Raw genomic sequence first — 19,616 nt, forward strand, 5'->3', positions numbered from 1 at the left:
TTTTTTCTCTCCTATTTAATATATTTTTTTAAAAAATAACCCCGACAAATAACCATAGATAAGAAGCAATTTCTAAGACAAGTGTCATCGCCACTAACGAGATGACAAATTGTTTGTTGAATCCGCGGTTAGTTTCAATGAAATATTGTCCGTAAGTAACTGCTAGTGCGACCAAAAGTGGCAAGAATAACATCACAGCTAATTTTAAATTTAATCCAATTAAATAGAAAAGGTACGGAAGTAAGATACCTCCGACAATGATAGCTAAGAATAGCAGTAATGAACTCTTCCATGAAAAGCGTGGAATGTAGTGACTTGGTGTTTCCGGTTTCATTTTTTGGCCTCCTATAGAATTTAGTGAAATCATTTTCATAACTAGAGTATAGTATCTTGGGAATAAAATTTCAAGTATTTTTTTACGCGTTTGAAAAATAATTTCTGAAATGGTATGATGGAGTCAAAATAAAACGGAAAAGGAGTAAGTTATGAATAGAATTTATTGGGGTGGTGCGACTGCCTCTAGTCAATATGAAGGCGCTTATGAAGAGGGAAAAGGGTTAGACACACAAGATTGTCGTCCTTATTTACCGAGAACTTCCAATGCAACAACGACCACTCGTTTATTAACGCAAGCCGTTATTGATGAAGCAAAGGCGTCTACTGACCAGTTTTATCCTTTTAGAAAAGGAAGTTTAGGGGTTGAGCATTGTCAGGAAGATATCGAACTATTAGCAGAGTTAGGTTTAGATATCTATCGTTTTTCAATCAGTTGGGCACGTTTATTTCCAACCGGTGAAGAATCAACTCCTAATCAAGCTGGCGTCGACTATTATGATCAAGTCTTTAAGTTATTAAAAGAAAAAAACATCAAAGTATTTTTAACAATGAATCACTACGCAGTGCCGTTAGCGATTGTTGAAAATTATCGTGGATGGACGAACAAAAAAACGATTGCGTTATATGTTAAATTTGCTGAGTTTGTCTTTAAGCGTTGGGGCGATTATGTTGATTTCTGGTTGCCGTTTAATGAAATCAATGCAGGGTATTTTAGTCCTTATAATGGGGTAGGCTTAGTTAAGCTTGAAGAAGCAGGTTATAAATTTCAAGATGTCTTCCAAAGTCTTCATCATCAATTCGTAGCGAGTGCGCGTGTGATAAAATTAGGACGTGAGCTAGGATTACGCGGTGAATTTGGCGCAATGGTGTCATGTTTTTGCTATTATCCTAATACAACTAAACCTGAAGATAATTTGAAAATGGTTCAAGATGAACAAGTCAATCAATGGTTTTGCATGGATGTGTTATCAAATGGCGTTTATCCTTATTATATGCAACCATTCTTCAAGCAACATGACGTTGTCCTAGAAACAACGGAAGAAGAATTAGCTTTATTAAAAGAGCATACGTGTGATTTTGTGTCCTTCTCGTATTACTCTTCAGCTATTAGCTCAGTGACAGAAGAGGGGCAACAAACAGCTGGTAATCTGGTGGTGACCACAAAGAACCCCCATCTAAAAGCTAGCGAGTGGGGATGGCAAATCGATCCGATTGGTTTAAGAACAACCTTACACAAAGTCTACGATCGTTATCAAAAGCCGGTTATGATTGCCGAAAATGGCTTTGGTGCACATGATGAATTAACCACTACTGGTGAAATTCACGACGATTACCGAATTGCTTACTTTAAAGAGCATTTTGATGAAATTTTAGCGGCTCAATCTGAAGGCGTAGATATTCGAGCTTACTTTGCTTGGGGAATCATTGATATTGTTTCAGCAGGAAGTTGTGAGATGGGTAAACGTTACGGCGTTATTTATGTCGATGCTGATAATCAAGGTCATGGCACGTATAATCGTTACAAGAAAGATAGTTTCTATTGGTATCAAAACTTTATTAAAGAACAACATCAGTCTGAATAAGACAGGGAGTGAAACGATGAAGTACATAATGGGCGTTGACTGTGGTGGTACGAAAACCGAAGCGATTGCTTATGATAAAAAGGGCCACGTCCTAAAACAAACGGTGACAGGGTTTGGCAATTTAGTAATTGCTTACGAACAAGCGTTGGGACATATTAAAGAAGCAGTCACCACTTTGTTTCAAGAACTAGGACAAGAAAATTGTCAGCATATTGTGTTAGGGATTGCGGGTATTGATGCGGGTGGCTTAAAAGAACGTGTACAAGCTGATTTACAAGGTTGGCCATGTCCAGTGACTTTAATGAATGATGGACAATTAGCGCAATATGCGATTTTAAAAGGAGCTAACGGTGCGATTATTATTGCTGGAACAGGTTCGGTCATGATTGGTCGAGTTGAAAATCAGTGGTATCGTGTTGGTGGTTGGGGTCATTTATTTGGTGATGACGGTAGTGCTTACGGCATTGCCCGAGCTGCAATACAGCAGTGCTTAGCTGAATATGATCAGGGACAAGAGCCTAGTGCTTTGAGTCAAGCCGTCTTAAATTTTTTCAAAGTGGGGGATGTGTTGGCGTTAACCCGTCAAGTCTATGCAATGAACAAAGGGCAAATTGCTGAAGTTGCGGTCGTAGTGGCTGATTTGGCTGCAACTAATCAAGATGCTCAACGACTGCTAGTTGAAGCGGGCCAAGCATTAGCACAACAAGTCAGTCAATTAGCTAGCAAAATGTCAGACAATCAGGGCCCTTTTAATATTGGCTTAAATGGCTCAGTTATCGAAAAAAATCCGCTAGTTTACCAAGCATTTAATGACTATTTAGCGGAGCACTTTAATCAAGACTATCAATTAATTAAAAAAACTGCCTCATGTGCTAGTGGGGCATACTATTATCAAAAAAGGATGGAAGCAAAATGAGAAAATTAGGTGTATCAATTTATCCGAATCACAGCAGTGTTGAAGAAATTAAAGCATATTTAGATTTAGCGGCTAGCTATCAATTTAAACGTGTGTTTACGTGTTTATTATCAGTTGACGCCGAGAAGAAAGATAAAATTGTAGAAGAATTTACTGAAACTATCAACTATGCAACCAGTTTGGGGATGGAAGTCATTGCCGATGTGAGTCCGAAAGTTTTTAATGAATTAGGAATTAGCTACAATGATTTGTCCTTCTTTAAAGAAATTGGCGCTGATGGTATTCGTTTAGATATGGGCTTCACTGGTAATGAAGAATCGATTATGACGTTTAACCCACAAGACTTATTAATTGAGTTAAATATTAGTTCGGGGACTAGATATTTAGAAAATATTATTAGTTATCAAGCTAATACGTCTAATTTATTAGGTTGTCATAATTTTTATCCACATCGCTACACGGGTCTAAGCTATAAACATTTTATTGAGACAACAAAAGTTTATAAAGAACATGGTATTCGTACGGCGGCGTTTGTTAATTCACCAAGTGCTTCGATTGGACCTTGGCCAGTTGAGGAAGGGTTATGTACGCTAGAGATGCACCGTGAGTGGCCGATTACCACTCAGGCGAAGCATTTATGGGCAACTGAATTAATTGATGATGTGATTATTGCCAATGCGTTTGCTTCTGAAGAAGAATTAAAGGCCTTGAGTGAAATTTCGCCTTACCAATTGACGTTAGATTGTATTCTTAATGAAGAAACGCCTGAATTAGAGCGTAAGATTGTCTTAGAAGAATTTCACTTTAACCGTGGAGACGTGTCGGATTATGTGATTCGTTCGACTCAAAGTCGTGTGAAATATAAAGGCCATCATTTTGCACCGTTCAACACACCGAATATGCAAACAGGTGACATTATTGTGGAAACATCTTTATATGCTCATTATGCAGGTGAATTGCAAGTGGCACTTTTACCTATGGAAAACTCAGGTAAAACCAATGTGGTCGGTCAAATTACTAAAGCGGACCAACAATTATTGCCGTATATTAAACCATGGCAAAAATTTCAATTTAGAGAAGTGAAGTAAGGTGAGCGTCATGGAATATGCGATTGGCTTAATGTCAGGCACTTCATTAGATGGAATTGACGTGGCATTAGTTGAAATTAAACCAGATGACTTAACGTTTTATCGTTTGCATGATTTTATTTCGGTGCCGTTGACTCTGGAGATGAAACAATCTATTAAAGAAGCACTCGCACCGGAAACATCCGATGTACGTCAATTATGTAGCTTAAATTTTGAATTAGGCTATTTATTTGCAGATGCGGTTAAGACATTATGTGATAAACATGGATTAGCGACCGCCTCTCTGAATTTTATTGCGTCTCATGGGCAAACGGTCTATCATTTACCAGACGCGTTGCCAGGTTTGATTCCCTCCACCTTGCAAATTGGTGAATCAAGCGTGATTGCTGAAATGACAGGAACAATGGTTGTGTCTGATTTTCGTTATCGAGATATGGCGGCTAATGGTCAGGGAGCACCAATTGTACCATTTTCTGAATATATTTTGTATCGGACAGAGAATACACAGCGTATCTTACAAAATATTGGCGGTATTTCGAATGCAACCATTATTCCAGCAGGTGCGAGTCTTGAACAGGTCCTGGCGTTTGATACGGGACCGGGTAATATGATTATAGATGAACTCTGTCGTCATTTTTATCAAACCGAGTATGATGCAGACGGAGCGTATGCAGCAGCAGGACAAGTGAATCAAGCATTACTGGCTACTTTTATGTCGCATCCATTCATCCAAAAAGTTGGACCTAAAACTACGGGGCGTGAAGAATTTGGGCAACAGTATGTTGAAGAATTACTTCAAACATTCCCGAATGTCTCAGCCAACGATTGGTTACATACGGCAACACTTTTTACGGCGAAAGCGATTAGTACCTCATTAGCACCGTTAATTGAGGGGCAGTGTGAGTTGATTGTTGGTGGTGGGGGTAGTTATAATGCGACCTTAATCGCCATGTTACAGGCAGAATTACCAAATGTGAAGGTGATGATTCAAGAAGATTTAGGCCACTCTTCTGAAGCTAAAGAAGCGATGGCGATGGTGGTATTAGGTCATCATACCTTACACCGTTTGCCAAGTAATGTTCCTAGCGCAACGGGCGCTAGTCATCCAGTTATTTTAGGAAAAGTTACGTATTAAACATTCATAAATATCATAAAAAACCTCTGAAATCTTAATAATTTCAGAGGTTTTGTTTGTTCTTAATATTCGTTTAAATCTAAGTTGCTTGTATCCGTATATGGTAAGCCTTCGTTTTCGAAGTAAACATTATACCAAACTAAGAACGTATAGATTGTCCAAATTTTACGTTGAACGTCCGCTTGATTATTGTAGTGATCATCTAATAATTTAACAATCGCAGCGGTGTTGAAAAACTCAGCGGCTGTGTCTGATGTGAATAATGATTTTAATTCATTATAAATTTTTTCTTCACGTAACCATTGTTTAATAGGAACCGGGAAGCCTAATTTTTCACGGTTACCCCAGTCGGTTGGAATATGTTTATTGGCTGCTTCACGGAAAACTTCTTTACTGTTATGTTGGTTAATTAAATACTTATCAGGAATCACTTGCGCCACTTCTAATAATTTTGTATCTAATAATGGTACACGTAGTTCTAAGGAATGCGCCATTGACATTTTATCTGCTTTTAGCAAGATATCTTTTGCCATGAATTGATGGAAGTCAACATATTGCATTTTATTGATTTCACTCTTAATAGGTCTAGCAGCTTTGAAGTGAACGGCCATAATATCGTTAACCGTTGGACCGTTTAAGTAATCATCTTGTAAATAGTCAGCCACTTCATTTTCATCGAAAATTTTAGCTTGGCCAATAAAGTGTTTACTTGCATCACCTAGTGACGTTACGACATGAGCTTTACCTGGGAAATTGCCAGCTTTTTCTAACACATTAGATAAAGAATAGCGCGCGTTTCTTGGTAATTTTTTCAAGACTTGTGTGGCTACACGAATCGCTTTTGATTTGGTTAAGAAACCATAAGATTGATAACCCGCAAATAATTCATCCGCACCTTCACCTGATAACACCACGCGATGTTTCTTAGACGCTAAGTGTGATAAGAAGTAAAGAGGAACACATGACGGATTTGAATCAGGCTCATCTAAATGATATTGAATGGCTGGGAAATACTTGAAAGCCATATCGCCATCAATAACGGCCGCTGTGTTATTCAATCCTAAGGCATCGGTTAAACGACGAGCTTCACTTGCTTCATTATAAGTTTTGTCATCAAAACCGATTGAGTACGTCATACTTGGACGTAGAACAGAAGCAACGTAACTTGAGTCAACCCCACTTGATAGGAATGAAGCGACTTCAACGTCACTAACGGTGTGCGTTTGAATTGATTCATGAACGGCTTCGTCGATGGTTTCAATCCATTCTTGACGTGATTTTTTTTCTTTTTTAGTAAAATCAGCATCCCAGTATTTTTTAATTGTTAATTCATTGTTGTATAAAATGAAGAAATGGCCTTCAGGTAATTTGAAGACATTTTTGAAAAACGTTTCATCATTTAGCGCTGGATATTGGAAGGTTAAATAAGAACGTAATGCACGTTTATTTAATTCTTTTTTAAACGCTGGATGAGGTAAGAAACTCTTGATTTCTGAACCATAAATAAACGTTTCATTTTCATGATAGTAGTAAAAGGGTTTAATCCCAAAATGGTCACGCGCGCCAAATAATTCGTTTGTTTCTTTGTCCCAAATGACAAAGGCAAACATTCCGCGTAATTTTTTAACCACGTTAGTTCCCCATTCTTCATAACCGTGTAAAATAACTTCGGTATCGGCAGAAGTTGAGAAGACGTGTCCCGCTGCAATTAATTGTTCACGTAATGCTTGGTAGTTATAAATTTCTCCGTTAAAAGTAATAACTTTTGTATTTGTTTCATTATAGATAGGCTGTGTTCCACCTTCTAAGTCAATGATACTTAGACGTCGGAATCCTAGAGCTGCTTGGTCATCAATATATTCACCCTCGCTATTAGGTCCGCGATGGATAATTCTATTTTTCATTTCAGTTAAAACGGCATCTTGATCATAGTTTATTTTTGGGCTAACAAAGCCGACAATACCACACATACTTTTTCATCCTCCTTGGATTTTCCTTACCCTCCTATTAAAACAAATCGCGAACAAAAAAACAAATTCCAGAGCAATAAAATGAAGATATTTAGTAAGATTTAATTTAGTAAGCGTTTCATTGCTTGGTGTGGGATCCCTGCTTCCGAAAAAACTTCTCCGTATGTTTGATAACCAAGAGCTTGGTAAAAACCAATAGAAGGTTGTTGGGCGTTGAGTGTTAAGCACGTAATTCCTTGTTCGTATGCTAAATCAGTGATGGACTGTAGTAGTTGTTGCCCCATTGTTTGTCCGCGCCATGCTTTTTTTACTGCAACACGCTGAATTTTCCAAGTCGTTTCATCCAGTGGGAGAATTCTTGTGGTTGCAATCGGTTGATGATCATCTGAGTATAGCACCACATGTTGGCATAACGTTTCCAAGTGATCAATTTCAATTGTTTCGGGTATGTGTTGTTCTTCGACAAAAACATCACGCCTAATGGATAAGGCATCTTGATAGGTTTGAGAATGCGTATTTTGGGTTATGATAATGTTCATTTCATGCTCACTTTCTTGATTTAGTTAAATTTATGTTCAAACTTTGCGCATTTTTTTGACAAATCTTTTAAAAAAAAGGATACTATTCTATAATTAGTAGTATAACGATAAATATAAATAATATGAAGTTAAAGGAGTTAGTGAATGTTTGAAAAAATGAAAAATTCAAAAGTAATGTTTTGGTCATTAGAATTATTGATTTTGGCGACGTTAGTATTTGTCTCAACCAAAATAGATTTCTTGTTTTCTCCTATTTTTACCTTTGTTAGTACCTTGTTTGCGCCAATTTTAATTGCAGGATTTTTATTTTATATCTTAAATCCGATTGTCGGTTTTATTGAAAAGAAGGGGAACATTAAGCGGATTTGGGCGATTATTATTGTGCTAATTTTATTAGTCGGAATTTTAGCATTAAGTATTGGCATTTTACTGCCAGCCTTACTCAACCAAATCAAGGCCCTGGTCGAAAATTTACCACAGTTTATTAAATCAGTAGAGGATTGGACCAATCAATTATTGGCACATCCTAAATTACAAGGATTAGACTTATCTGAAACACTTGAAAAATTAAACCTCGATTTTGGGACAATGGCGAAAAAATTTGTGGATAACTTATATAATGGTGTTGGATCAATCATCGGTAAAATTGTCGGTGCAGCACTCTTAATTATTACCGTACCATTTATATTATTCTACATGTTGAAAGATGGTCATCGTTTGATGCCAACTTTGAAGAAGGTCATGCCGGAAAACTATCGTGATGAGATGAGTGAATTAGTTGAAAAGATGAACAAAACGATTTCAAAATACATTTCAGGTCAAACGATTGAGTGTTTATTTGTCGGTGCTGCAACGGCAATTGGCTATGCTTTATTAGGCGTTGATTATGCGATTTTATTTGGAACTATTGCCGGAATAACTAATATGATTCCTTATTTAGGCCCTTATCTAGGCTTGGCACCAGCTATTGTGGCAACACTTTTTAGCGGTCAAGAAGATGCGGTACTTAAAGCGATTCTGTGCTGTGTATTAGTGTTAGTCGTTCAACAAATTGATGGTAATATTATTTACCCTAATATTATCGGTAAAAGTTTAGATATTCATCCGTTAACTATTATTATCATCCTATTAGTAGCGGGTAACATTGCGGGACTTTTAGGAATGATTTTAGGAGTACCATTTTATGCCATCGTTAAGACGATTGTCGTTCATATTTATCACATGGTGAAGCTAAATCGGACGGAAAAAAGTTTATTGGAAATTACTGAAGGTGAGAAAAAAGATTAACGGTAATATCATATATCTAGAACACGAGAAATAAATCTGTGAATGGTTTAGTTCTCGTGTTTTTTTATCATTTTAATAACTAGTAAATCGCTTTGACTCTATATATTGCCTAATAAACCCTTTTGTGATACGATTTGAATTGACTAAATATTTTATACAACAAGGAGAGAATAGCTTATGAACGCTGACCCTGAAAGTCAGTCTTTAGTGATTTTAATTTTAACACTGGTTGTACTGACCTTATTAAACGCGTTTTTTGCTGCAGCGGAGATTGCCGTTGTATCATTGAACAAAAACCGAGTACAACAAAAGGCTGATAATGGTGACAAGTCTGCCATCAAATTAGCCAAATTATTGAAAAACACAGGTAACTTTTTATCGACTATCCAAGTAGGGATTACTTTGGTAAACATCTTATCAGGTGCCTCTTTAGCCGATAGCTTTGCACAAAAATTAGCGCCAGTATTTGGTGGCCAACCATGGGCATTAAAAGTTGCGAATATTATTGTGTTGATTATGTTAACGTATGTTTCAATCGTCTTTGGGGAGTTATATCCAAAACGAATTGCGATTGCGAAATCTGAAGAGGTCGCTAAATTTGCGGTAGGACCGATTCAAGCCATTGGTGTGATTGCTCGACCATTTGTTTGGTTGTTGTCAGTTTCGACTGATATTTTAGGTAAATTAACGCCGATGAAATTTGATGATGAAGATAACCGCATGACGCGTGATGAAATGCGTTATATTTTGGAATCTGAAGGTGTGTTAGAAGAGGATGAACTTGGCATGGTTCAAGGAGTTTTCTCATTAGACACAACGGTAGCACGTGAAGTCATGGTGCCTCGTACGGATGCATTCATGATTGATATGACGACACCGATTGAAGAAAACTATGAAAAAATTATGGCACAAAACTACTCACGTATCCCTGTCTATGAAGTAGATAAAGATAAAGTGATTGGTGTGCTGCATCTTAAAAACTTACTAAAAGCTGCTTTTGAAAAAGGCTTTGATCAAATTGATTTAATGGACATTATACAAGAGCCATTATTTGTTCCAGAAACAATTTTTACGGATGATTTGTTATTAGAATTACGTCGTACGCAAAATCAAATGGCGATTTTATTAGACGAATATGGTGGTGTCGTTGGTTTAGTTACGTTAGAAGATTTATTAGAAGAAATCGTGGGCGAAATCGATGATGAATCTGATGAAGTCGAAAATTTAGTACTGAAAGCATCAGAAACAGAATATTTTGTTCAAGGTCGTATGTTGATTGATGAATTCAATGAGATGTTTGAAACAAATTTAGAGATGAATGATGTGGATTCGATTGCTGGTTACTTAATTACAGCTTTAGGAACAATTCCTGATGAAGGTGAAAAATTAAGTTACCATGTTGAAAATCTGACATTGATTTCTGAAGAGATGGAAGGTTCACGAGTGTTGACAGTTCGCGTTATTTTTGATAACCCAATTGTCGATGATATGAATGAAGAATTAGCTGAAGAAGAATAATTTAGAATGATAATAAAGAGTTGTGAGTAATTCACGGCTCTTTTTTTTGCTTATTATTTGAAAAGTGTCTGTATAATTTTTATAGGGAGAATTTATCGTACAATTTTTAAAAATGATTTATTGGCAAAAAAAATAAAATTATTTATAGTCTTACAAAACAAGGTAGGACAAAGCTTAAGCGTTTTACTGATTGGTTTTATTTGTGAAAACATGTTTAAAATGTACTGTAAAAATCTATATATTGTGGTATATTGTTATAAGTAGTCGCAAAAAAAACTATATATTGATTGGTTTTATTTGTGAATTTTAGATATAAAGATGGAGGTCAGGGTTATCATGTTAAGCGATATTGGGGTAATTAAAGAAGTAACAGCAAACTATGATGCATTGAAGAAAGTGAAAGTAGTTAAGCGTGATGGCCGCATGGTAGAATTTAACGATCAAAAGATTTACGAAGCGTTACTAAAAGCTGATAAAAAAATTCATGGTGAATTACGTCCCTTCATTGAGCAGAAAATAAAAGAGGTCGTTTTTAAAGTCGATCAAGAAATTATGGCGCGTTTCCCAGTCGATATTAAAATTTCGGAAATTCAAAATATTGTTGAACAAACATTATTAGATGAACGTGAATATGAGTTAGCCGAAGAATACATTAATTATCGTACGAAACGTGATTTCGAACGACGCAAAGCAACGGATATCAATTTTACGATTGGAAAGTTGATTAATAAGGATCAAACGGTCGTAAATGAAAACGCTAATAAAGACAGTGATGTGTTTAATACGCAGCGTGATTTAACAGCTGGGATTGTTGGGAAGTCAATCGGATTAGAGATGTTGCCACCACATGTAGCAAACGCGCATCAAAAAGGTGATATTCACTATCATGATCTTGATTATCATCCCTATACTCCGATGACTAACTGCTGTTTAATTGATTTTGACGGCATGTTAAATAATGGCTTTAAAATTGGTAATGCCGATGTTGAACCGGCTAAATCTATTCAGACAGCGACTGCTCAAATATCGCAAATTATTGCGAATGTGGCGTCAAGTCAATATGGTGGTTGTTCTGCTGACCGCATTGATGAATTACTTGCACCATTTGCTAAGAAGAACTATCAAAAACATTTAATGGATGCGCGTGAGTGGATTGAGGATGAAAGTAAACACGAAGCCTATGCTGAGAAGAAAACGGCAAAAGACATATACGATGCGATGCAAAGTTTAGAATATGAAATCAACACATTATTTACTTCAAATGGTCAAACACCTTTTACCTCAATTGGTTTTGGTTTGGGAACGAACTGGTTTGAGCGTGAAATTCAACGCGCGATTTTTAATATCCGCATTAAAGGATTAGGAAAAGAAAAACGTACAGCGATTTTCCCTAAATTAATCTTTACGATTAAGCGTGGTGTGAACCTATCACCAGCAGATCCGAACTACGATATTAAGCAATTAGCGTTAGAATGTGCTACTAAACGTATGTATCCAGATATTTTAAGCTACGATAAAATTGTTGAGTTAACGGGTAGTTTCAAGGTGCCAATGGGGTGTCGTTCATTCCTTCAAGGATGGAAAAATGAAGCAGGCGAAGATGTGACAGCTGGACGTATGAATTTAGGCGTTGTGACGCTTAATATGCCACGTATTGCTTTAGAAGCGGAAGGAAACAAGGAGAAGTTCTGGACGCTGTTAGAGGAACGTTTAGAGATTATGAAGGATGCGTTAGTTTATCGTGTCGAACGATGTCGACAAGCAAAACCTGAAAACGCACCGATTCTTTATCAATACGGAGCGTTTGGTGAGCGCTTGAAAAAAGGTGAGGATGTTGATCAGTTATTTAGAAATAAACGTGCCACGATTTCAATGGGCTATATCGGTTTATACGAAGTCGCAACGAGCTTCTATGGACCAAATTGGGAAAATAAACCTGAAGCGAAAGCTTTTACGTTAGAGATTATGAAATTTATGAAAAAACATGCAGATGACTGGGGAAATCAATACGGTTATCACTTTAGTGTCTATTCAACGCCAAGTGAAAGTTTAACCGATCGTTTCTGTCGCATGGATAAGGAAAAATTTGGAGAAGTGGCGGATATTACCGATAAAGATTACTACACTAACAGTTTTCATTATGATGTCCGTAAAGACCCAACACCGTTTGAAAAATTAGATTTTGAAAAAGATTATCCACAATATTGTTCAGGGGGGTTCATCCATTACTGTGAATACCCAGTGATTCAACAAAATCCGAAAGCCTTAGAAGCCGTTTGGGATTACGCCTATGACCGTGTTGGGTACTTAGGGACTAATACGCCAATTGATCATTGTTACGAGTGTGGATTTGAAGGGGATTTTGAACCGACTGAACGAGGCTTTAAGTGTCCTAACTGTGGCAATACGAATCCGAAAACAAGTGACGTCGTGAAACGTACCTGTGGCTATTTAGGAAATCCTCAAGCTCGTCCAATGGTACATGGTCGTCATAAAGAAATTTCAGCACGTGTTAAACATATGAAATAGGTGATTAAATGAGAAATCCGCAGCCTAAAGAATGGCTATCTTCCGATTATAGTCAGTGTTATTATGCCGATTACAAACCGTTTAACTTTGTGGATGGTGAAGGTGTTCGTTGCAGTTTGTATGTGAGCGGCTGTTTATTTGCTTGCGAAGGTTGCTACAACAAAGCCGTCCAAAGTTTTCGCTACGGCCAGCCATACACCGCAGAAGTTGAAGTCCAAATTTTGTCCGACTTAGAGCAAACATATTGTCAGGGGCTAACTTTGTTAGGTGGTGAACCGTTCTTGAACACGGATATTTGCTTGCCGTTAGTCAAAAAAGTTCGTGAGCAGTTTGGAACAAGCAAAGATATTTGGGCGTGGTCTGGCTATACGTTTGAAGAACTAATGAAGGAGTCAGATGATAAACTAGCGTTACTATCTGAAATTGACGTTTTAGTCGATGGACGCTTTGAACTAAGTAAGAAAGATTTGAAGCTACAATTTAGAGGAAGTAGCAACCAACGAATTATTGATGTCCCTAAGTCACTAGCCCAAAAGCAAGTGGTCATTTGGGAGAAGTGTTTCGATGCTAACGAAAATTATGAACAAATTAAACGAGTATAAATAACAATAAAGAGTAATAAAATCAAGTGATTTTATTACTCTTTTATTTTTGTTTTATGTATAAACAACCTCGCATTAGTGCTATACTAATAGGTATAAAAATAATTAGGAGGGTATTCATTTGTTAGATAATAAAGAAGAAAAAATGTTAAAAGAATTAACAGATGCGCGTGGCGTTCCTGGTAATGAAGATGAAGTGAGAGAACTATTTGTTAAATATGCAACGCCTCATGCTGATCGTATGATGTTTGATGGTTTAGGTGGGGTAATGGCTCGCCGTAATGGTGATTTAGAAGGTCCGCGTGTGATGATTATGGGACACATGGATGAAGTTGGTTTCATGGTTACTCAAATTACTGACAAAGGTTTCTTAAAATTCCAAACGCTAGGTGGTTGGTGGAACCAAGTCATGTTAGCACAACAAGTGCAAATCAAAACAGCTAAAGGCGAAATTATTCATGGGGTAATTGGTTGCAAACCACCACACGTTTTATCTGCTGAAGCACGCAAGAAACCTTACGAAATCTCAGATATGTTCATTGATATCGGTGCGACAAGTGAAGAAGAAGTGAAAGCTTGGGGCGTACGTCCTGGCGACATGGTAACACCATACACTGAATACCGTCGTTTAAATGGTTCTAAATACTTATTAGCAAAAGCATGGGATAACCGTATTGGAACGGCTGTTTCACTAAAAGTTTTAGAAAACTTAGCAGCTGAAGGCCATCCAAATGTCTTGTTTGCAGGTAGCAACGTCCAAGAAGAAGTTGGCTTACGTGGTTCACGCACAAGTACACACTTAGCAAATCCTGATATCGCATTTGCTTTAGATACAGGGACAGCCGGTGATACACCAGGTATGACAGCTAAAGAATCAATGTCTGAACTAGGTAAAGGACCACAAATTTTAATCTTTGATGCGTCAATGATTCCACATCGTAAATTACGTGATTTCGTGATTGATGTAGCGGATGAATTAAATATCCCTTACCAATTAGAAGTAGTAGCCGGTGGCGGGACAGATGCTGGAACAGCACACATTACACGTGATGGTATTCCATCATTAGCAATCACTGTTTCAACACGTTACTTACATTCTCACACTTCAGTTATTCACGAAGATGACTATTTAAACACAGTTAAATTAGTGACAGAAGTTGTGAAACGATTAGATAAAGAAACAGTAGAAAAAATTCGTTCATACGAATAAATAGTCATCAAAAAATCCTCTCTGTTAATTGAGAGGATTTTTTTAGCCGATATAAAATAAAAACAATTAGGGACAATAAAACCAAACAATATTGTATGTTAATTGATTGTTAAATAAGCATTTTTTTAAGAAATACGTTATGATGAGTGTATAAAAAATTTAATAATAGTCAGATAAACGAAAGAAGTGTAAATTATTATATGTAGAACTGAAAGGAGCTTTATCATGGAATTAACAGTTTTAGGTTATTGGGGAGCGTATCCTTGGAATGATGAAGGCACGTCAAGTTACCTCTTAACTTCGGGCGATTTTTCTTTATTAATTGATGCAGGTAGTGGCACATTCAATCAATTAAGAAAACACATCGATCCCTTAACATTAGACGCGGTGATTTTATCGCATTATCATCATGATCATATTGCTGATTTAGGCGTTTTACAATTTTATCGTCAGTTGAATCAGCAAGTAGATCAACCACTTTTACCAATTTATGGCCATACGGAGCATGAGTTTTATTATTCATCGCTTACGATGCCTAACGTTAGTGAAGGTCATGCGTATGCCGAAGGAGATACGACTGAAATTGGCCCATTTAGTATTACTTATTTAAGAACGAAACATCCCGTTCCGTGTTTTGCGATGCGGATTACTGAAAAGGAAACAGGTAAGTCGTTAGTTTATACCGCGGATTCTGGTTGGATGGATGCTTTTGATGAGTTTGTTAAAGACACCGATTTATTAATTGCCGATAGCTATTTTTTAAGTGGCACGGAAAATCATCCCGTCCATTTTAGTGTCAAAGAAGTCGCTGAAATGACCGTTCGTGGGAACATTCCAACGGTGATTTTAAGTCACTTGCAACAACGTATTGACTTAGAGGAATTATTACGACAAGCGAAAGCCATTACTCAAGAGCAGGCGCAAGCGCTACTAGCTAAAACAGGTTTAACCCTAACTATTTAATGAGACTAAAGGAGAATGTCAAATGATTTATGTACCTAACGAAAACAATGACCCACGTGTTAACCTAGCAATCGAAACGTTTTTATTACAAGAGATGAAAGTCGATGAGCCTATTTTATTATTCTATATTAACGAGCCATCAATTATTATCGGTCGTAACCAAAATACGATTGAGGAAATAAACTTAGATTATGTGGAAGAAAATAATATTCATGTTGTGCGCCGCTTAAGTGGTGGTGGTGCGGTTTACCATGATTTTGGTAACTTGAACTTCAGCTTTATTATGCCAGATGATGGTGAGTCATTCCGTGATTTCAAAAAATTAACAAGCCCAATTATCGAAGCGCTACATTCAATGGGGGTAACGGGCGCTGAATTAAAAGGTCGTAATGACTTAGTAATCGGCGATAAAAAATTCTCTGGTAACGCGATGTACGCAACAAATGGTCGCATGTTCGCTCACGGTACGATTATGTTAGACAGTGACGTGAATGAAGTCGTTAAAGCGTTAAAAGTGCGTAAAGATAAAATCGAATCTAAAGGAATTAAATCGATTCGTTCACGCGTAACTAACATTAAACCTTACTTAGATGACGTTTATCAAAATCTTTCAACTAAAGATTTCCGTGATGATATTTTATTACGTATCTTTAACGTTGACTCAATCGATCAAGTGACAACTTACGAGCTAACTGAAGCTGATTGGGCAAGAATAAATGAAATTTCTGATAAATATTATCGCAACTGGGATTGGAACTTCGGTAAATCTCCAGAGTTTGATAAAGTTCGTCGTGAACGTTTCCCAATCGGTTCAGTCGAAGTGCGCTTAAATGTTGCAGAAGGTAAAATTCAGGCAGCGAAAATTTTTGGCGATTTCTTTGGTTTAGGTGAAATTGCCGATGTTGAACAAATGTTAGTGGGGACACGTTATACAAAAGAAGATTTACAGCAAGTAGTTAGTCAAATTGATATTAAGAAATATTTTGGCAATATTACTGAAGAAGATTTATTAGGATTGTTATATTAACAGGAAATAACATAATATAAAAATGGATTTACGATTGATAAAATCGTAAATCCATTTTTTTGCGATGTTTGATACATAAATATACAAATATTAATATTAAGCGCAAAAATTTATTATTTTCTTAAGAAGGTGATAAGATTTAAATAACAAGTATTTGAATAAATTATTCGAAGGGGGATTTATAGCGAAACTAGTGACCTATTTATCTGTAAACATTACTTGTACATGATAAGTCAGATAAGATAACGTAACTTAAGTGTTGTACTTGTTATTAACAAGTGTCAAATGTCTGTTGAGTGACTGATGTTATTATTGGTATGTAGCGTGATAGGGATTCATTATATAGGCGAATATAAAATAAATGTTAGGGGAGAGTAGATATGGTAGATGATAAAAAAATGATTCAAGAAAAGGTAATTAATCGTTTTCAACAGTTATTTAATGATAAAGATTATGCCAAGGCAATTGCTTATTTAGAAAGTCGTAAAGAGTATTTAGGTGACAAGTTTGAAGAAATGATTCAATGGTTCATTACTAATCGCATGTTGAAAATTAGCCAAGCCTCTGATTTAGAAGATAATTCACTATTTAAAGATGTATTAGGATTAATCACAACGAATGATTTTAAAAAAGCGAACGCTTTAGTGGATACTAATAAGAACTTACTAGGCAATCAGTATTTTGATATGAAAAATTTACTGGCATTCGCTCGTAATCAAGCATTGAAGTTAGCTTTACCAGAAGAAGATCATGGTATTGTAGCTGATATCAATAAGTTAGTTTCAACTAATCGTTTTGCAGAAGCTAATATTTTAGTCGATGGCTATAAAGATAAATTAGGTAACTTCTATGAAGATATCAAAGATTGGCTAGCATTTGGTAAAGCAAATCCTGATTATAATACTTACGACATTAAATCGACATTTGATAAAGTAACTGACGCTGTGACTGATAAAGTGTCAGATGCAGTTGATACAACAGAAAATACGCTTGATAAAGTAGTAGATGTTGTATCAGATAAGTTCACTACAAACACTCCTAACTTCAAATTTGATTTTGATGGCATTAGTAACTTATTCACAAAAATTGCTAAACCAGATTTAACCGATAAATTAGCAGGATTATTGATGGATAAAAACTACAATCAAGCGAATCTATTAGTTGACCGTAACAAAAAAGATTTTGGTGACTATGTGAATGATGTGAGAGCGTTAATTAACACGGCGAAAACACCAGGATTTAACATAAATTGGACTAAATTAGTCCCAGGTTTAGGTGTAGCCACAGCGGCCGGTAAAATGGCTAATAAATTAACAGGTAGCACGCCAGACATTAAATTTGATTTTGACGGCGTAAAAAACTTATTTGCAAAAATTGGTAAACCAAATTTAACCGATAAATTAGCAGGGTTCTTGATGGACAAAAATTACAATCAAGCTAACTTATTAGTTGACCGTAACGAAAAAGATTTCGGCGACTATGTGAAAGATGTTAAAGGTTTAATCAATTTCGCTAAAGGAACACCAGACTTTAACTTAGACTGGACAAAATTAGTCTCAGGTTTAGGTGTAGCCACAGCGGCCGGTAAAATGGCTAATAAATTAACAGGTAGCACGCCAGACATTAAATTTGATTTTGACGGTGTGAAAAACTTATTCACAAAAATTGGTAAACCAGATTTAACCAATAAATTAGGTGGTTTCTTAATGGATAAGAAATATAACGAAGCTAATTTATTGGTTGATCGTAACGAAAAAGATTTTGGAGATTACGCAAATGATGTAAGAGCTTTAATTAGTAAGGCGAAATTGACACCAAACTTTGATTTGGACTGGACAAAATTAATTCCTAGTTTAGGTGCAGCCGCAGCTTTACCAAAAGTTGGTTTAGTTGATGGTAAAGATACAAAAGTAAAAGTTGAAGCAACACCAGAGATCGCTAGCTTAAAAACTGAAGAAAAACCTAAAAAATCATTATTAGGTAGCTGGTTACCATGGGTATTAGGTTTAGGTGCTTTAGGTTTATTAGGCGGTTTACTTGGATTGTTCAATCCAAAAGATGATGAAGTGGCATTAAATACAGCAACATCATCATCTGAAACAGCGGTAGTGGAAGAAAGTTCAAGTGAAAAAGTTGTAGTTGAAGATAGTTCAGAAGCAGATAAAGCTAATTCATTATTAGATCCAGCCAAAATTACTTCGGTTTTCCCAGCAATTGATTTAGGCAGCAAAGTTAAAATTCAAGACTTTGCCACTAAATTTGCAGATGGGACAGATTTAGGCGACATCGATTTAACCAAAGAATATACGGTTGACAAAGTAGAAGAAAAAGCAGATGGAGATGCTAAACGTTCTTACTTCTTACCAGAACTTAACAAATGGATTAGTGAAAAAGACTTATTCCCAGAATTACCAACGGTTGACGTTGACCCAATTAGTATCGCATCTAAATTTCCAGCTCTAGCAAAAGGTGCTAAAGTGAAATTACAAGATTTTGCGGACAAATTTACAGATGGTTTAGCTATTCCAGATGCAGACTTTGGTAAGGAATTTACAATTGCAGGCATTAAAGAAGTAGCAGATGGTGATTCAACTCGTGCTTACTACTTAGAAGAAGCGCGTCAATGGATTAGCGAACATAACTTATTTTCTAAAGAAGCGGTTAATGATAAATTAAAAGAAGCAACATTTGCAATCGGTCAAACAGTTAAAGTTGCAGAACATGCGACTCACTACGAAGAACGTAATGAAATTCCAGCAGATGTTAAAGGTAAAGAATATATTGTAGAAGATATTCATGTTATCGATATTGATGATTCTAATATTGCCTATAAACTACAAGGTTTAGATTACTGGGTAATTCAACAAGATATCATTAAGTAATTAAGCAATAAAAAGAGCCATGACGATTGAA

15 protein-coding genes are annotated in these 19,616 nt (G+C 36.3%); 12 read left to right on the forward strand and 3 right to left on the reverse strand.

Going from position 1 to position 19,616, the window contains the following annotated elements:
• Nucleotides 1–28 precede the first annotated feature (28 nt).
• Nucleotides 29–334 (reverse strand): hypothetical protein, encoded by a 306-nt coding sequence (locus FA707_RS02175; protein WP_136952687.1) that lies wholly within the window; start codon nt 332–334, stop codon nt 29–31.
• 151 nt (nt 335–485) lie between these two features.
• Here FA707_RS02175 and FA707_RS02180 point away from each other — a divergent pair, with 151 nt between their 5' ends.
• The 4 genes from FA707_RS02180 to anmK are packed head-to-tail and all read left to right on the forward strand — an operon-like array spanning nt 486 to nt 5,058.
• Nucleotides 486–1,919: a glycoside hydrolase family 1 protein gene (locus FA707_RS02180; RefSeq protein WP_136952688.1), complete on the forward strand. Its 1,434-nt coding sequence runs from the start codon at nt 486–488 to the stop codon at nt 1,917–1,919.
• Between the two features lie 16 nt (nt 1,920–1,935).
• Nucleotides 1,936–2,835: an N-acetylglucosamine kinase gene (locus FA707_RS02185; RefSeq protein WP_168177330.1), complete on the forward strand. Its 900-nt coding sequence runs from the start codon at nt 1,936–1,938 to the stop codon at nt 2,833–2,835.
• Entirely contained in the window at nt 2,832–3,923 is a 1,092-nt protein-coding gene (locus tag FA707_RS02190) for a DUF871 domain-containing protein (protein WP_136952690.1), read from the forward strand. The genes FA707_RS02185 and FA707_RS02190 overlap by 4 nt, the downstream gene beginning before the upstream one ends.
• 10 nt (nt 3,924–3,933) lie before the next feature.
• Nucleotides 3,934–5,058, forward strand: coding sequence for an anhydro-N-acetylmuramic acid kinase AnmK (gene anmK / locus FA707_RS02195; RefSeq protein ID WP_136952691.1), 1,125 nt, complete (start codon nt 3,934–3,936; stop codon nt 5,056–5,058).
• A gap of 62 nt (nt 5,059–5,120) precedes the next feature.
• Here anmK and asnB read toward each other — a convergent pair whose 3' ends face one another.
• Complete coding sequence (asnB, locus tag FA707_RS02200) at nt 5,121–7,028, reverse strand: asparagine synthase (glutamine-hydrolyzing) (protein ID WP_136952692.1); 1,908 nt, start codon at nt 7,026–7,028, stop codon at nt 5,121–5,123.
• 101 nt (nt 7,029–7,129) lie between these two features.
• Nucleotides 7,130–7,567: a GNAT family N-acetyltransferase gene (locus tag FA707_RS02205; RefSeq protein WP_136952693.1), complete on the reverse strand. Its 438-nt coding sequence runs from the start codon at nt 7,565–7,567 to the stop codon at nt 7,130–7,132.
• Between the two features lie 144 nt (nt 7,568–7,711).
• Here FA707_RS02205 and FA707_RS02210 point away from each other — a divergent pair, with 144 nt between their 5' ends.
• From FA707_RS02210 to FA707_RS02245, 8 genes are all read left to right on the forward strand, one after another.
• A complete protein-coding gene (locus tag FA707_RS02210; RefSeq protein WP_136952694.1) occupies nt 7,712–8,854 on the forward strand; it encodes an AI-2E family transporter in 1,143 nt (380 codons plus the stop codon).
• A 177-nt stretch (nt 8,855–9,031) separates the two neighbouring features.
• Complete coding sequence (locus FA707_RS02215; RefSeq protein WP_136952695.1) at nt 9,032–10,372, forward strand: hemolysin family protein; 1,341 nt, start codon at nt 9,032–9,034, stop codon at nt 10,370–10,372.
• Nucleotides 10,373–10,708: 336 nt separating this feature from the next.
• Nucleotides 10,709–12,901 carry an anaerobic ribonucleoside-triphosphate reductase gene (gene nrdD, locus FA707_RS02220; RefSeq protein WP_136952696.1) on the forward strand — a complete coding sequence of 731 codons (2,193 nt, stop codon included), beginning with the start codon at nt 10,709–10,711 and terminating at the stop codon, nt 12,899–12,901.
• 8 nt (nt 12,902–12,909) lie between these two features.
• Entirely contained in the window at nt 12,910–13,503 is a 594-nt protein-coding gene (gene nrdG / locus FA707_RS02225) for an anaerobic ribonucleoside-triphosphate reductase activating protein (protein ID WP_136952697.1), read from the forward strand.
• A 121-nt stretch (nt 13,504–13,624) separates the two neighbouring features.
• Nucleotides 13,625–14,713: a M42 family metallopeptidase gene (locus tag FA707_RS02230; RefSeq protein WP_488153799.1), complete on the forward strand. Its 1,089-nt coding sequence runs from the start codon at nt 13,625–13,627 to the stop codon at nt 14,711–14,713.
• A 225-nt stretch (nt 14,714–14,938) separates the two neighbouring features.
• On the forward strand, nt 14,939–15,676 hold the full coding sequence (locus tag FA707_RS02235) for an MBL fold metallo-hydrolase (protein ID WP_136952698.1): 738 nt from the start codon (nt 14,939–14,941) through the stop codon (nt 15,674–15,676).
• 22 nt (nt 15,677–15,698) lie between these two features.
• The gene (lplA, locus tag FA707_RS02240) at nt 15,699–16,703 is read left to right on the forward strand and encodes a lipoate--protein ligase (protein WP_136952699.1); all 1,005 of its coding nucleotides are present in this window, start codon (nt 15,699–15,701) and stop codon (nt 16,701–16,703) included.
• Between the two features lie 380 nt (nt 16,704–17,083).
• Nucleotides 17,084–19,585: a hypothetical protein gene (locus FA707_RS02245; protein ID WP_136952700.1), complete on the forward strand. Its 2,502-nt coding sequence runs from the start codon at nt 17,084–17,086 to the stop codon at nt 19,583–19,585.
• Nucleotides 19,586–19,616: the final 31 nt, after the last annotated feature.

Source organism: Vagococcus zengguangii (assembly GCF_005145005.1).
GTDB lineage: Bacteria > Bacillota > Bacilli > Lactobacillales > Vagococcaceae > Vagococcus_A > Vagococcus_A zengguangii.

Excerpts from the sequence above, each read along its gene's own strand:
- FA707_RS02175 (WP_136952687.1), bottom strand. The coding sequence starts at position 334 with ATGAAACCGGAAACACCAAGTCACTACATTCCACGCTTTTCATGGAAG.
- FA707_RS02180 (WP_136952688.1), top strand. The coding sequence starts at position 486 with ATGAATAGAATTTATTGGGGTGGTGCGACTGCCTCTAGTCAATATGAA.
- FA707_RS02185 (WP_168177330.1), top strand. The coding sequence starts at position 1,936 with ATGAAGTACATAATGGGCGTTGACTGTGGTGGTACGAAAACCGAAGCG.
- FA707_RS02190 (WP_136952690.1), top strand. The coding sequence starts at position 2,832 with ATGAGAAAATTAGGTGTATCAATTTATCCGAATCACAGCAGTGTTGAA.
- anmK (WP_136952691.1), top strand. The coding sequence starts at position 3,934 with ATGGAATATGCGATTGGCTTAATGTCAGGCACTTCATTAGATGGAATT.
- asnB (WP_136952692.1), bottom strand. The coding sequence starts at position 7,028 with ATGTGTGGTATTGTCGGCTTTGTTAGCCCAAAAATAAACTATGATCAA.
- FA707_RS02205 (WP_136952693.1), bottom strand. The coding sequence starts at position 7,567 with ATGAACATTATCATAACCCAAAATACGCATTCTCAAACCTATCAAGAT.
- FA707_RS02210 (WP_136952694.1), top strand. The coding sequence starts at position 7,712 with ATGTTTGAAAAAATGAAAAATTCAAAAGTAATGTTTTGGTCATTAGAA.
- FA707_RS02215 (WP_136952695.1), top strand. The coding sequence starts at position 9,032 with ATGAACGCTGACCCTGAAAGTCAGTCTTTAGTGATTTTAATTTTAACA.
- nrdD (WP_136952696.1), top strand. The coding sequence starts at position 10,709 with ATGTTAAGCGATATTGGGGTAATTAAAGAAGTAACAGCAAACTATGAT.
- nrdG (WP_136952697.1), top strand. The coding sequence starts at position 12,910 with ATGAGAAATCCGCAGCCTAAAGAATGGCTATCTTCCGATTATAGTCAG.
- FA707_RS02235 (WP_136952698.1), top strand. The coding sequence starts at position 14,939 with ATGGAATTAACAGTTTTAGGTTATTGGGGAGCGTATCCTTGGAATGAT.
- lplA (WP_136952699.1), top strand. The coding sequence starts at position 15,699 with ATGATTTATGTACCTAACGAAAACAATGACCCACGTGTTAACCTAGCA.
- FA707_RS02245 (WP_136952700.1), top strand. The coding sequence starts at position 17,084 with ATGGTAGATGATAAAAAAATGATTCAAGAAAAGGTAATTAATCGTTTT.